The 12,681-nt window shown below is 75.0% G+C and carries 13 protein-coding genes; 7 read left to right on the top strand and 6 right to left on the bottom strand.

What is annotated here, in order from left to right:
* The first annotated feature begins 146 nt into the window (after positions 1–146).
* Positions 147–1,040 carry a polysaccharide deacetylase family protein gene (locus ACRRSS_RS25765; RefSeq protein WP_435973488.1) on the top strand — a complete coding sequence of 298 codons (894 nt, stop codon included), beginning with the start codon at positions 147–149 and terminating at the stop codon, positions 1,038–1,040.
* A gap of 63 nt (positions 1,041–1,103) precedes the next feature.
* On the opposite strand, the gene ACRRSS_RS25770 is transcribed toward ACRRSS_RS25765, so the two are convergent.
* From ACRRSS_RS25770 to ACRRSS_RS25785, 4 genes are read right to left on the bottom strand one after another with little or no spacing between them, the layout of a single operon-like run.
* Entirely contained in the window at positions 1,104–1,289 is a 186-nt protein-coding gene (locus tag ACRRSS_RS25770) for a hypothetical protein (RefSeq protein WP_435973489.1), read from the bottom strand.
* 14 nt (positions 1,290–1,303) lie between these two features.
* The gene (locus ACRRSS_RS25775) at positions 1,304–1,954 is read right to left on the bottom strand and encodes an ABC transporter (RefSeq protein WP_435973490.1); all 651 of its coding nucleotides are present in this window, start codon (positions 1,952–1,954) and stop codon (positions 1,304–1,306) included.
* Complete coding sequence (locus tag ACRRSS_RS25780; protein ID WP_435973491.1) at positions 1,951–2,832, bottom strand: ATP-binding cassette domain-containing protein; 882 nt, start codon at positions 2,830–2,832, stop codon at positions 1,951–1,953. The genes ACRRSS_RS25775 and ACRRSS_RS25780 overlap by 4 nt, the downstream gene beginning before the upstream one ends.
* Positions 2,829–3,506: an AIM24 family protein gene (locus tag ACRRSS_RS25785; RefSeq protein ID WP_435973492.1), complete on the bottom strand. Its 678-nt coding sequence runs from the start codon at positions 3,504–3,506 to the stop codon at positions 2,829–2,831. Before ACRRSS_RS25785 ends, ACRRSS_RS25780 begins: the two co-directional genes overlap by 4 nt.
* 72 nt (positions 3,507–3,578) lie before the next feature.
* On the opposite strand from ACRRSS_RS25785, the gene ACRRSS_RS25790 reads away from it, so the two are divergent.
* The 4 genes from ACRRSS_RS25790 to ACRRSS_RS25805 all read left to right on the top strand — a co-directional run bounded on the left by ACRRSS_RS25790 (position 3,579) and on the right by ACRRSS_RS25805 (position 7,681).
* Positions 3,579–4,292, top strand: a complete 714-nt coding sequence (locus ACRRSS_RS25790) for a peptidyl-tRNA hydrolase (RefSeq protein WP_435973493.1) — start codon at positions 3,579–3,581, stop codon at positions 4,290–4,292.
* An 82-nt stretch (positions 4,293–4,374) separates the two neighbouring features.
* Positions 4,375–5,838 (top strand): multinuclear nonheme iron-dependent oxidase, encoded by a 1,464-nt coding sequence (locus ACRRSS_RS25795; RefSeq protein ID WP_435973494.1) that lies wholly within the window; start codon positions 4,375–4,377, stop codon positions 5,836–5,838.
* 7 nt (positions 5,839–5,845) lie between these two features.
* On the top strand, positions 5,846–6,865 hold the full coding sequence (locus ACRRSS_RS25800) for a TIGR04222 domain-containing membrane protein (RefSeq protein WP_435973495.1): 1,020 nt from the start codon (positions 5,846–5,848) through the stop codon (positions 6,863–6,865).
* 48 nt (positions 6,866–6,913) lie between these two features.
* Positions 6,914–7,681: a TIGR04222 domain-containing membrane protein gene (locus ACRRSS_RS25805; protein WP_435973496.1), complete on the top strand. Its 768-nt coding sequence runs from the start codon at positions 6,914–6,916 to the stop codon at positions 7,679–7,681.
* 193 nt (positions 7,682–7,874) lie between these two features.
* Here the strand turns inward: ACRRSS_RS25805 and hemQ are convergent, their stop codons facing one another.
* Both hemQ and hemG read right to left on the bottom strand, forming a co-directional pair.
* On the bottom strand, positions 7,875–8,588 hold the full coding sequence (gene hemQ, locus ACRRSS_RS25810; protein ID WP_351899057.1) for a hydrogen peroxide-dependent heme synthase: 714 nt from the start codon (positions 8,586–8,588) through the stop codon (positions 7,875–7,877).
* A 17-nt stretch (positions 8,589–8,605) separates the two neighbouring features.
* A complete protein-coding gene (gene hemG / locus ACRRSS_RS25815) occupies positions 8,606–10,081 on the bottom strand; it encodes a protoporphyrinogen oxidase (RefSeq protein WP_435973497.1) in 1,476 nt (491 codons plus the stop codon).
* Between the two features lie 180 nt (positions 10,082–10,261).
* Here hemG and ACRRSS_RS25820 point away from each other — a divergent pair, with 180 nt between their 5' ends.
* Together ACRRSS_RS25820 and ACRRSS_RS25825 are read left to right on the top strand one after the other, a co-directional pair.
* Positions 10,262–11,251 carry a DUF4349 domain-containing protein gene (locus ACRRSS_RS25820; RefSeq protein ID WP_435973498.1) on the top strand — a complete coding sequence of 330 codons (990 nt, stop codon included), beginning with the start codon at positions 10,262–10,264 and terminating at the stop codon, positions 11,249–11,251.
* 22 nt (positions 11,252–11,273) lie between these two features.
* Positions 11,274–12,647 (top strand): FAD-dependent oxidoreductase, encoded by a 1,374-nt coding sequence (locus ACRRSS_RS25825; protein WP_435973499.1) that lies wholly within the window; start codon positions 11,274–11,276, stop codon positions 12,645–12,647.
* Positions 12,648–12,681 lie beyond the last annotated feature (34 nt).

Raw genomic sequence — 12,681 nt, forward strand, 5'->3', positions numbered from 1 at the left:
AGCCGTGCTCCGGCCCGGTCGCGCGCGTTCGCGCGCGGCCGGGTTCCGGGCGTGAGCCGTTCGCCGCGTGTCGCGTTGCGGGCGTGAGCCGTTCGCCGCGTGTCGCGTTGCGGGTGATCAGCACTTTGATCGATTAACTTCCGATCGTGAACACTTCTGTACGAAAGTTGGCGACGCTCGGCCTCGTGGGCGCCGCCCTGGTCGGCTGTGGCGGAGGCGCCGCCGAGACCCCCGCTCCCCGGGCGGCCGGGGCGACCGCCTCCCACGCCCCCTCGCCCCGGGCGAGCGCGCCCGCCGCCGGCCCCAGGCCCGCGCGCGTCCCGACCACCCCGCCCACGATGGCACCGGGCCCCGGCGGCCTCACCCCCGTGTACACCCGCCGGGCGGCGGGCACGCCGAAGGCCGCCGAGAAGGTCGTCGCCCTCACCTTCGACGCCGACATGACGGCCGATCAGGGGCCCCGGGCCGCACGGGGAGAGCGTTTCGACAACCCGGAACTCATCACGACCCTGCGCCGGCTCAAGGTGGACGCGACCGTGTTCATGACCGGCCGCTGGGCGGAGGAGTACCCGGACCAGGCCAGGTCCATCGGCGGCGACCCGCGCTTCGAGATCGCCAACCACTCCTACAGCCACTACGCCTTCGCGGCCCCCTGCTACGGCCTCCCGACCGTTCCCGGGCCCGACATGGCGGCCGACGTCCAGCGCGCCTTCGACGCCTTCCGGGACGCCGGCGCCCTCAACGTCGTCCCGTACTTCCGCTTCCCCGGCGGCTGCTACGACGACGCGGCCCTGCGCGCCCTCGCCCCGGCGGGGGTGACGGCCGTCCAGTGGGACGTGGTCAGCGGCGACGCCTTCGCGAAGGACGCGGACGCGGTGGCCGAACAGGTCCTCGACGGCGTGAAGCCCGGCTCCCTGGTCGTCATGCACTGCACGCGCAGCGCGGCCCCGGTCACCGAGCGGGCGATCCGCCGGATCGTCCCGGAACTCCGGGCCCGCGGCTACCGCTTCGTGAAGGTCTCGGAACTGATGAGCCGCTGACGGGTCCCGCGCGGAGCCGGGACCCGGGCGAGCGCCGCCGGTCCCTCCTCGGCCCGGGCGTCCTCAGCCGGAGCAGGCCGTGCGCTGGGCCTCCTGCCACTCGCAGACCGGGCACAGGGTGATGCCCTTCGCCGACTCCGGGTACTCGGTCGGCTCCTGGCACAGCACGCACGCGGCGAACGGCCCCTCGGTCGCCGTCTCGGGCTTCGGACCGGGCTCGGGGGCGCAGTACGACGTGGACTCGTTCATGTCTTCGAGCGTACTCACTCCAGGCGCGCCGTGGCCCGGCAGGAGAGGGCCGCCGCCGCGGCCGCGAGCAGCAGGGCACCCGCGCAGGCGAGCCACGGCGGGTCGGCGGTCGCCGTGCGCGCGCCGCTGATCAGGGCCGTCATCGCGTGCTTCGCCGGGGAGCCGGTGGTCACCAGGGCGAGGAGCGAGCCGAGGACGAGGGCCGCGAGCGACCAGCCGGGGGCCCGGACGAACGGGCGGCCGGTCAGTGCCCCGACGGCGGCGCCGGTCAGGCAGCAGGCGAGGGCGGCGAGCAGACCGGTGGTCGTGGCGGCGACCGCGGTGACGCCGCGCCGGTCGCCGGTCGCCGTCACCGCGAGGACGGCGACCGCGCCGACGAGCGCCGGCAGGGCGGCCCCCGTGACGAGCGCGGCGAGGTGGGCGCGCTCCCGGCCCGCGGCGGCCGCGATCACGTTCCGGGCGGCGGGCGGCTCCTGCGTCAGGCAGATCCGTACGGTCCAGGCGGTCACGGGGAGAAGGGCGGCGGCGGTGAAGCCGAGTGCGCCGAGCACCGGCTCGCCCACGTTCACGCCGACGCCGAGGAAGGCCGCGTACAGGAGCAGCGGCGCGAGCCAGCGCTGCGAACGCAGGAGCAGGCCCGTCCGGTAGCGCAGGAGCGCCTTCATACCCGTGCGCCTTCCGAGCCGAGGTGGTGGATGTGCCAGGAGGCGGCGAGGAGCGCTCGCAGGAGGGCGTCGGAGTGCGCCGCGTCCACGGTGAGGACGGTGGTGCCGCTGTCGGGACCGGGCGCGCGGACGGGGTCGCCGGGGAGCCTCACCGGGAGCGGCGGGGCGCCCTCACCGGAGACGGTGATCCGGACCCGTGAGACGGGCTCGCGCCCCGAACCGGAAACCGCGTCGGAGGCCGGAGCGGGGGTCGGACCCGAGAGTGTCCCCATCCGTCCCACCCGGCCCGCCGCCACCTCGTACACCGCGGACGGCTCGCCCGTCAGCCGTCGTGGGTCGTGGTCGACGAAGACGACGGTGGAGCCCGCCGACCGGCGTTCGCGGACGGCCGCGTCCAGTTCCGCGCGCGCCCCCGTGTCGAGGCCCGTCCAGGCCTCGTCGAGGACGAGGAGGGGCGGGGCCGCGAGGAGGGCCTGGGCCACCGCGACCTTCTGGCTGGTGCCCTTGGAGAGCTCCGCCAGGTCCGTACGGGCGTGCGCGCCCGCTCCGAAGCGCTCCAGCCACTCCCCCGCCGCGGTCCGCGCCGCCGTCCTGCCGAGGCCCTGGATCCGGCCGAGGTGGACGAGGTAGTCGACGGCCGTGAAGGGCAGGGCGACCGGGAAGCGTTCGGGAACGTACGCGGTGCGGGGCGGACGGCCGGTGACGCGGCCCTCGGTGGGCGCGTCGACGCCGGCGACGAGCCGGAGCAGGGTCGACTTCCCGGAGCCGTTCGTGCCGACGACCCGGACGAGGGCCCCGGCGGGCAGGTCGAGGCCGACCTCCCGGAGGACCCACGGCCCCCGGAGGCCGTGCCGGCGTCCGACCCGCTCCAGCCTCAACTGGACGAGTTCTTCTGCGGGGTCAGCTCGCTGGGACGGACGACGACGAAGCCCTGGCCCTCCAGCTTCAGCTGCACCGCCTCGCCCGATCCGCCGCGGATCATCGAGCCGACCGACTGCGAGCGGTGCAGCGAGGTGCGGAGCTGCTCGGTCCAGCCGACGACGGCGTCGGTGTCGACGTGGACCGGGGCCTGCGGGGTGACCGGGATGACGATCGGGCTGCCCTCACAGATGAGGGCGACCTTCCCGTGGCCGGTGAAGACAGAGTTGAAGAGGCCGCCGCCGGTCATGCCGGCGCCCTTCACCGTCTTGATCTCGTAGTGGAGGGTGGCGTCGAAGCAGAGCACGTTGCGGCCGTTGACCGAGAACGCGTCGCCCTGCTCGATCTCGACGATGAAGCAGTTCTGCGCCTCGTGGGCGAACCAGGCCTCGCCCTTGCCGCGCACGGCCATCAGGGCCAGGCCCTCACCGGTGACGGCCCGCTTGAGCAGGCCGCCGATGCCCTGGCCCTTGCGCTCGAACTGGAGGTCGCCGCGGAAGGCGATCATCGATCCCTGACGGGCGTGCATCTCGCCGTTGACGGTGTACTTCACCGACTTGGCGTTCTGGAGGGTCATGCCCGGGAAGGCCGCCGTCTCGGCGAGGTGTTCGCTGCTGAAAAGATCACTCTTCATGCGGGGCATCCTGACCCGGAAGCATTCGTTCCCACAAACAGCCGCCCGGAACGGGAGTGGCAGACTTGCCGGGTGAGCAGCAACGAGACCCCCGAGACCGATCTTCGCGACGAGAAGCCCCAGTTCGTCCTGCCGTTGGTCGTGCGGATCGAACGGGACGCGCCGCCGGCCCGTACCGACGCCCTGGAGACCGCGGCACGCGCCGTCCTGGAGATCCTCACCGACGACCGCTCCGTCGGCGAGGGCGAGTGGGCGCGGGCCATGGAGGACTGGCAGGACGCCAGGATCCGCAAGGTGGTGCGGCGGGCGCGCGGCGCGGAGTGGCGGCGGGCCGACGCGCTCCCGGGGATCACGGTCGCCGGCCGGGAGGCGGAGGTACGGGTCTTCCCGCCCGTCCCGCTCGACGGCTGGCCCAAGGAGCTGGCCCGCCTCCAGGTCTCGGGCACCGACCTCGACGACCCGGCCGACCCCGGTCCCGTACCGGACGGGGCGGCGGTGCTGTGGTTCAGCCCGGAGCTCGACATGTCGGCGGGCAAGGCGATGGCGCAGGCCGGGCACGGCGCGCAGCTGCTGTGGTGGGCGATGACGGACGCGGACCGGAAGGCCTGGCGCGAGGCCGGCTTCCCGCTCGCCGTGCGGACCGCCCCGGCCGAGGAGTGGCGGGCCCTGACGACGAGCGGACTGCCGGTGGTGCGGGACGCGGGCTTCACGGAGATCGCCCCGGGCTCGTGCACGGTGGTGTCCGCGTTCCCCGGTGCGGCCCGAGGGGCGACGAACCTCAAATGAAGCTCTGAACGTCCCCCTGCCGGGGTTCGAACGTTCCCACGGGGGCCATCACGTGGGTGACTGAGGACCGAAGGAGGGGGACATGACGGAACTCGGCATCGGCATCGGCTGGCGTCCCGAGATCGCTGACGCGGTGGAGGGCCTGTCCGGCGTCGACTGGGTGGAGGTCGTCGCGGAGAACATCTGCGTCGGTCATCTGCCCGACTCACTGACCCGGCTGCGCGAGCGCGGCGTCACGGTCGTCCCGCACGGCGTCTCGCTGGGGCTCGGGGGCGCGGACCGGCCCGACCCGGCGCGGCTCGCCGCGCTCGGCGAGAAGGCGCTGGCGCTCGGGGCGCCGCTGGTCACGGAGCACATCGCGTTCGTACGGGCCGGGGGGTCGCTCACGGCGACGCCGCAGCTCGAAGCGGGCCATCTGCTTCCGGTACCGCGGACCCGGGACGCGCTCGACGTGCTCTGCGAGAACGTACGGATCGCGCAGGACGCGCTGCCCGTGCCGCTCGCCCTGGAGAACATCGCCGCCCTCGTCGCCTGGCCCGGCGAGGAGATGTCGGAGGGACGGTTCCTGGCGGAGCTGGTGGAGCGTACGGGGGTACGGCTCCTCATCGACGTCGCCAACCTGCACACCAACCGCGTCAACCGTGGCGAGGACCCCGCACGGGCGCTCTCGGAGCTGCCCGTGGAGGCGATCGCGTACGTGCACGTGGCGGGAGGTGTGGAGCGGGACGGCGTCTGGCACGACACGCACGCGCACCCCGTGCCGGAGGCGGTGCTCGACGTGCTGGCGGACCTCGCGTCGCGGGTGTCGCCGCCCGGTGTGCTGCTGGAGCGGGACGACGACTTCCCCTCCGCGCGCGAGCTGGGGGACGAGCTGGGCGCGATACGGGCGACGCTGACGGGGGCGTCGGCCGGACGCGGTCGGGGCGCCGGTCACGGAGTCGGGGCGGGGCGCGGTGGGGCCGCGGCCACGCCGGCGCAGCCGCTGCTCATCGGAGCCGGGGCCCGTGTCTCGGGCGGGCCGATGCCGAGCGCCCCGGTGACGGCGGCCGCCGTGCCCGGCCCCGGGGCGGCGCGGGACTCCGGCCCCGGGGCGGCGCCCGACGGCGCCGAGCCCGTGCGGGAGTCCGCCCCGCGTCCCGGTGCCCGGCAGCGGGTCGCCGTGGCGCAGGCCGCTCTGCTCTCCGCCCTGGTCGCCGGGACTCCCGTGCCCGAGGGGTTCGACAGCCGGCGGCTCGGGGTGCAGGCCCGGGCGCTGGCGGCCAAGCGGGCCGGGGTGGTCGCGAAGGTCGCGCCGGAGCTGCCGGAGATCCTCGGCGCGGGGTTCCGGCCGGCGTTCCTCGCCTATGCCCGGTCCCGGCCGATGGCCGGCGGCTACCGCCGGGACGCGCTCGACTTCGCCGAGCGTCTGCTGGTCGCCGGGCGGCCGGAGGACCCGGACGCTCGGCGCCGACTGACCGAGTGGTGGCAGGACCGTTCCGGCAGTCGGCCGCCGGGCCGCGCCACCCGGCTCGTACGGGCCGCCCGTCACGCACTGGTACGGAGATGAGGTGTCCGTGAACATCCTGACCACGCTCTACTACCTCGCCGGCGTCACCGGCATCACGCTGCTCGTGATCCGCGTCGTCCGGACCCGTCGCGGGCCCGGCGGATCCGTCCACGACCGGTACGAGGCCGCCTTCCTCAACGGCGGCCCCGCCCGCGTCGTCGACACCGCCCTCGCCGCCCTCCAGGCGGACGGCCGGCTGGCGGTCGGCGGCCCCGGCATCGTGGTGGTCGTCCGCCCGACCGCGTACGACCCGGTGGAGCGCGCCGTGCTCCAGGCGCACGCCGCCGCCCCGCACGGGGCCCTGCACCATCTGCGGCTCGCCGTGATGCGGCACCCGGCGGTGCAGGAGATCGGTGACGGGCTCGCGGCGCGCGGGCTCGTCGTCGCCCCGGCGACCCGGCGCGGGACGCTGCGGTGGTGCGCCGTGCTCGGTCTCACCGCTCTCCTGCTTCTCCCGGTCTCCGCGTTTCTCACGGTGGTCGACTTCGCCTCGAACGACGCGGTCTCGTTCCCGTTCGTCGTCACGGTGCTGCCCGTCCTGTTCGCCGCCGGGGTCACCGCCATCGTCTGCGGATCGCTCTCCGCCGGGCAGGTCACCTCCGGCGGACGGCGCGCCCTCTTCACGTTCGGCCGGGATCACGGCCATCTCGCCGACGCGGGCGTCCTCGTGGCCCTGCACGGGCTGCGGGCCCTGCCGGACCCCGTGCTGCGGGAGCAACTCCTCGCCGCCGCCCGGGTCCACGGGCCCGTCCGTCGTCGCGGAGGCGGCGGCCGGCGGCCGGCGGCGCACCACCCCACCCACTCGGGGACAGGTGACGCCTACTTCGGCGCCGCCGTCGTGTGGTGCGCGGGAAACAGCTCCTGTGGAGGAGGCGGGGGCGGAGGCTCGTGCTCCGGTGGTGGTTCCTGCTCCGGAGGGGGCTCCAGCTGTGGCGGCGGGAGCGGGAGCTCGTGTTCGAGTTCGAGCTCCAGCTCGTGCTCCAGCTCCAGTTCCAGCGGGAGTTCGTGCTCCAGCTCCAGCAGCTGATCACCCTTAGCGGTGGCGGGCGCGGCGGGTCTGCCGTAGAACTCGGACATGGTGTGGGTTCCGCTGCTGCTCGTGGCCTGCGTCGTGGCCGGGGTCGGCTGCGCGCGGCTCTGCCGGGCGACGCTCGCCACCGCCCGGCCCGGGCGCGCGGACACGCTCGCCGGACCCGCTCCGGAGCTCACCGTCGGCGAGGCGGCCTATCTCGCGGGCGGGCCGCTGCGGGTCACCGACTTGACCCTCGTGTCGATGCACCGCGAGCGGCGGCTGCTGCTCGCGCACTCCGGCTGGGCGACGGTCGTCGACGCCACCGGTCGTGCGGGGGACGAGGTCGAGCGGGCCGTGCTCGGCGCGATCGGCCCGGGAGGGCAGTCGCCGATTCCCGCCGTCCGCCCGGTGGTCGCCGCCACCGACTCCGTACGCCGGCTCGCGGAGCGGCTCGTCGACCGGGGGCTCGCCGTGTCCGAGTCGGGCCGCCGGGAGGTCGCCGCCGGTCTGCGGTCCGTCCGGGCGGGCTTCCTGCTGACCCTCGGCCTGGGAGCGGCGTCGGCGCTTCTGGTGCCCGCCGGGGAACGGACTCCGGTCCTCGCCTGGTTCACGCTTCCGCTGCTCGGTTCGGGCCTCTGCCTGCTGATCGGGCGGATCGAGGTGTACCCGTACACCCGCTGGGCCTCCCCGGCCGGTCAGCGGGTGCTCGCGGGGCTCTCGCCCGCCGATCCCCTGACCGCGCTCGCGACGCGCGGACCGGCGGTCCTGGAGCCGGAGCTGCGCGCGGCCCTGGCGGGACACGGCACCCGGCCGCGGGGCCACCGGGGCTGAGGAGCGAGCGGCGGCGCGGGTCGGAAAGGCCCGGAAATGACGCCGGTGCGGCGCGCGAGACGCGCGCCGCACCCGGTGCCGGACCCGGTGTCGCTGGACCTGCGGGCAGTGTTCCGCCCGCCGTCTGATCTTCCGGGTCGAGGGGTGGCGCACCCGGCCGGGAGCAGGGCCGCCACCAGGTTTCGTACGGCCGTCAGGCCAGTCCCGCCACCAGGTCGCCGACGCTCTTGCGGCGGCCGGTGTAGAACGGGACCTCCTCGCGGACGTGCATCCGCGCCTCGGAGGCGCGCAGGTGACGCATGAGGTCCACGATGCGGTGCAGCTCGTCGGCCTCGAAGGCGAGGAGCCACTCGTAGTCGCCGAGCGAGAAGGAGGCGACCGTGTTCGCGCGGACGTCCGGGTAGCCGCGGGCCATCTTGCCGTGGTCGGCGAGCATCCGGCGGCGGTCCTCGTCCGGCAGCAGGTACCAGTCGTAGGAGCGCACGAAGGGGTAGACCGAGACGTAGTCGCGGGGGTTCTCGTCGGCCAGGAAGGCCGGGATGTGCGACTTGTTGAACTCGGCGGGGCGGTGCAGCGCCATGTTCGACCAGACCGGCTCCAGGGCGCGGCCCAGGCGGGTGCGGCGGAAGAGGTTGTACGCCTCCTGGAGCTCGTCGCTCGTCTCGGCGTGCCACCAGATCATCACGTCGGCGTCGGCGCGCAGACCGGACAGGTCGTACGTGCCGCGGACCGTGATGTCCTTGGCCGCGAGCTGGTCGAACAGCTCCTGGACCTCGTCGGCGTAACCGCCTCGGTCCTCGGGGAGAACGTCGCGCAGCTTGAAGACGGACCACAGGGTGTAGCGGATGACCTCGTTGAGGTCCTTCGCCTTCTTACCGGCGTTCGGGATCTTTTCGGGCGCACTCATACGCCTATTCTCGCCCGTCACAGGGAGTGCCCCGCACCGGGGTCGGTCCTTTTCGACGTGGCGATGATCTCGTCGGCGAACCCGTCCGCGATCTCGTCGGCGGCGCGGTGGGCCGAGGCGACGCAGGCGGGGATGCCGACACCGTCGTACGCGGCGCCCGCGACCCGCACTCCGGGGAGCGCGGCGACGGCCCGGCGGACCCGGGCGACGCGGTCGAGATGGCCGACGGGGTACTGGGGCAGGCCGCCGGTCCAGCGGGTGACCGTGGTCGCGACGGGGCGGGCGGCGAGCCCGGTGGCGGCGGCCAGGTCCTTGAGGGAGGCGTCGACCAGGTCGGCGTCCTCCCGCTGGACCTGGTCCTCCTCGCCGTGGCGGCCCACGGAGGTGCGCAGCACGAACAGGTCGGGGGCTCCGTCGGTGACCCACCCCCACTTCTGGGAGGAGAACGTGGACGCCTTGATCGTGTGGCCGTCGACGGGCGGCACGAGGAAGCCCGAGCCCGCGAGGGCGGGCAGGTCGGAGCGGCGGAAGGCGAGGGTGACCAGGGCCATGGAGGCGTAGTCGATCGTGTCGAGCTCGGTGGCGGCGGCGGGCGCGTGCTCGGCGAGGAGCGCCGCGGCGGGCCCGGCGGGGGTGGCGAGGACGACGGCGTCCGCGGCGAGGACCCGGTCGCCGCTCACGACCTGCCAGCCCGTGGCCCCGGTGCGGCGCAGTCCGGTCACGGGGGCGTTCGTGAGGATCTCGCCGCCCGCGGCGCGGATCGCGTCGGCGACGGCGGCGGGCAGGGTGCCGACGCCGCCCCGGATCCCGAGGAAGACGGAGCCGCCGAGGCCGGTGGCGGCGCCCGCGGCGTCGGCGGGGGCGGTGGCCCCGGCCTGCTGGACGGCGCGGACGGCGGCGGTGAGCGTGGGCCGGGTGCGGGCGGCCTCGAAGAGGGCGGGCACGGCGGCCTTCATCGAGATGCGGTAGGCGTCACCGGCGTACACCCCGCCGAGGAGGGGTTCCACGAGCCGGTCGACGACCTCGTGCCCCATGCGGGCGGCGACGTACGCGCCGATGGCGACGTCGTCGCCGATCTCCGTCGGGGCCAGCTCGGCGTCGAGGCCGATGCGGCGCACGCCCTCCTCGGAGAGGAGGCCCTCGACGGCGCGGGCGTCGCCGGGGACGCCCATGACGTGCCCCTTGGGCATGGGGATCAGCTCGCCCCGCGACCAGACGGACGCGGTGGTGGTGGCGGGGGCCTGCAGCCGGTCGCCGAGCCCGACGGCCCGGGCGAGGGCGACCGCCTCGGGACGGCGGGCGAGCAGCGACTCGGCACCGAGGTCCACCGGCGCGCCCGCGATCTCCCCGGCGAGCAGCTTGCCGCCGAGTCGTGGCCCCGCTTCGAGGAGGGTCACCCGGTGGCCGGCGACGGCCAGCCGGTGGGCGGCCGCGAGTCCGGCGATACCGCCTCCGGCGACGACGACATGGGGTCCCGTGGTGTCCGCGTTCATGGGACCACTCTCTCAAATCGCCCACGGGCTCCGGTCCCGAGGCCGTCGCCGCCACCCGCCGCCGTTCCGAGGCCGGACCGTGACCGCATCGCTACCGCCGGAGGGGATCCGGTTCCCGGGGCCCTACGTCGTAGGGGCATCGAGTGGGCACCACTCACCACCACACCCTGGGGGGACCTGATGCGGAGCGCACGAACGACGGCGAGAGGGCGGGGAGCGGCGGCCGCGGCGCTGCTGACGGCGGCGCTGGTCCTGACCGGCTGCGGTTCCGGCGACGACATGGGCGAGAGCTCCACGCGGGACCTGAGCGCCGAGGCGCCCGCGGACGCGGCGCGGGGGGCCGCCGCCGACGGTTCGGCGGGCGCGGGCGCCGAGAAGGCGCCGTCGGAGGCCTCGACGAAGGCCCCCGCACCGCAGCACGTCATCCGGACCGCGTCCCTCTCCGTGGAGGTCGGCGACGTGGCGAAGGCGCTGGCCACGGCGCGCCGGGTGACGGCGGGGGCGGGCGGGCGCGTGGAGAACGAGACGACGGAACGGGTCGACGACTCGTACGTCACCTCCCACATCGTGCTGCGGGTGCCGCAGGAGCGGTACGACTCCGTCCTCGCCGAGCTCGCGGGCACGGGGAAGCTGCTGGCCCGCAAGGCCGACGCGAAGGACGTCACCGAGCAGGTGGTGGACGTCGAGAGCCGGATCGCCACGCAGCGCGCGAGCGTGGCGCGGGTACGGGCGCTGATGCAGCGGGCGGAGCGGCTGGCCGACGTGGTGACCCTGGAGGGCGAGCTGAGCCGTCGCCAGGCGGACCTGGAGTCGCTGCTCGCCCAGCAGTCCTCGCTGAAGGACAGGACGTCGCTCGCGACGATCACCCTCGAACTGACGGAGAGGGCGAAGCCGCGGGCCGAGGAGGCGGAGGAGGGCCGTCCCGGCTTCGGTGACGCCCTGAGCGGCGGGTGGAACGCGCTGGTGGGCGCGCTCGCGTGGATCGGGATCGTCCTGGCCGCGCTCGCCCCGTGGCTCGCGGTCGCACTGATCGCGTTCGCCGTGTGGCACTACGCCGTCCGCCCGCGCCGGACGCGGCGAGCACCCGCACCGGAGCCGGGGCCGGCCGTCCCCGCGGCCCGCAGGAACGCCGCCGGGGCACCCGTACCCCCGGAGTCCCCCGGCGAGTGAACGCCGAAAATAGGCTGTCCCCATGAGCGAACGACTGGTGGTCATCGGTGGTGACGCGGCGGGGATGTCCGCCGCGTCGCAGGCGCGCAGGCTCAAGGGGCCCGGGGAGTTGGAGATCGTCGCGTTCGAGCGCGGTCACTTCTCCTCGTACTCGGCCTGCGGCATCCCGTACTGGGTCGGCGGTGACGTCGCCACCCGCGACGAGCTGATCGCGCGCTCCCCCGAGGAACACCGCGAGCGCGCCATCGATCTGCGGATGCGGACGGAGGTGACCGCGATCGACGTGCCGGGTCAGCGGGTCCTCTCGCGGGACCTGGAGGCGGGTACGGAGGCCTGGACGGGCTTCGACAAGCTGGTGATCGCGACGGGGGCCCGGCCGAAGCGCCCGGCGTTGCCGGGGATCGACGCGCCGGGGGTGCACGGGGTGCAGACCCTGGACGACGGGCAGGCGCTGCTCGACTCGCTGGAGGGGTCGGCCGGGCGGCGGGCCGTCGTCGTCGGCGCGGGCTACATCGGTGTGGAGATGGCCGAGGCGCTGCTGAACCGGGGCTACGAGGTGACGGTCCTGCACCGGGGCGAGCAGCCGATGGCGACCCTGGACCCGGACATGGGCCGGCTCGTGCACCGGGCGATGGACGGCCTGGGCATCACGACGGTCGCCTCCGCGGAGGTCACGAAGATCCTGACGGGCGAGGACGGCCGGGTCCGGGCCGTGGCGACGGACGAGGCGGAGTATCCGGCGGACGTGGTGGTCCTCGGCATGGGGGTGGTGCCGGAGACCTCGCTCGCGCGGGCGGCGGGGCTGCCCCTCGGCACGTACGGCGGGCTGCTCACCGATCTGGCGATGCGGGTCCGGGGCCACGCGAACATCTGGGCGGGCGGCGACTGCGTGGAGGTCCTGGACCTGGTCTCGGGCCGCGAGCGGTACGTGCCGCTGGGCACCCACGCGAACAAGCACGGTCAGGTCATCGGGTCGAACGTCGGCGGCGGCTACGCGACGTTCCCGGGGGTGGTGGGCACGGCGGTGTCGAAGGTGTGCGACCTGGAACTCGCGCGGACGGGTCTGCGGGAGAAGGACGCCCGGGAGGTGGGCCTGCGGTACGTGACGGTGACCGTGGAGTCGACGAGCCGCGCTGGGTACTACCCGGGGGCCGCGCCGATGACGGTGAAGATGCTGGCCGAGCGGCGTACGGGGCGGCTGCTCGGGGTGCAGATCGTGGGCCGGGAGGGCGCGGGGAAGCGGGTGGACATCGCAGCCGTGGCGCTGACGGCGGGGATGACGGTGGAGGCGATGACGGCCCTGGACCTGGGGTACGCGCCGCCGTTCTCGCCGGTGTGGGACCCGGTCCTGGTCGCGGCCCGCAAGGCGACGGCGGCGGTCCGCGCGGCGGGCTGAGACGACGGCGCCTCCGCCCGGTGGGGCGGAGGCG

This window comes from Streptomyces sp. Qhu_M48 (assembly GCF_051305195.1).
Classification (GTDB): domain Bacteria; phylum Actinomycetota; class Actinomycetes; order Streptomycetales; family Streptomycetaceae; genus Streptomyces.

Coding starts and splice junctions, on each gene's coding strand:
- ACRRSS_RS25770 (WP_435973489.1), bottom strand. CDS start 1,289: ATGAACGAGTCCACGTCGTACTGCGCCCCCGAGCCCGGTCCGAAGCCC.
- ACRRSS_RS25775 (WP_435973490.1), bottom strand. CDS start 1,954: ATGAAGGCGCTCCTGCGCTACCGGACGGGCCTGCTCCTGCGTTCGCAG.
- ACRRSS_RS25785 (WP_435973492.1), bottom strand. CDS start 3,506: ATGAAGAGTGATCTTTTCAGCAGCGAACACCTCGCCGAGACGGCGGCC.
- ACRRSS_RS25795 (WP_435973494.1), top strand. CDS start 4,375: ATGACGGAACTCGGCATCGGCATCGGCTGGCGTCCCGAGATCGCTGAC.
- ACRRSS_RS25805 (WP_435973496.1), top strand. CDS start 6,914: ATGGTGTGGGTTCCGCTGCTGCTCGTGGCCTGCGTCGTGGCCGGGGTC.
- hemQ (WP_351899057.1), bottom strand. CDS start 8,588: ATGAGTGCGCCCGAAAAGATCCCGAACGCCGGTAAGAAGGCGAAGGAC.
- hemG (WP_435973497.1), bottom strand. CDS start 10,081: ATGAACGCGGACACCACGGGACCCCATGTCGTCGTCGCCGGAGGCGGT.
- ACRRSS_RS25820 (WP_435973498.1), top strand. CDS start 10,262: ATGCGGAGCGCACGAACGACGGCGAGAGGGCGGGGAGCGGCGGCCGCG.
- ACRRSS_RS25825 (WP_435973499.1), top strand. CDS start 11,274: ATGAGCGAACGACTGGTGGTCATCGGTGGTGACGCGGCGGGGATGTCC.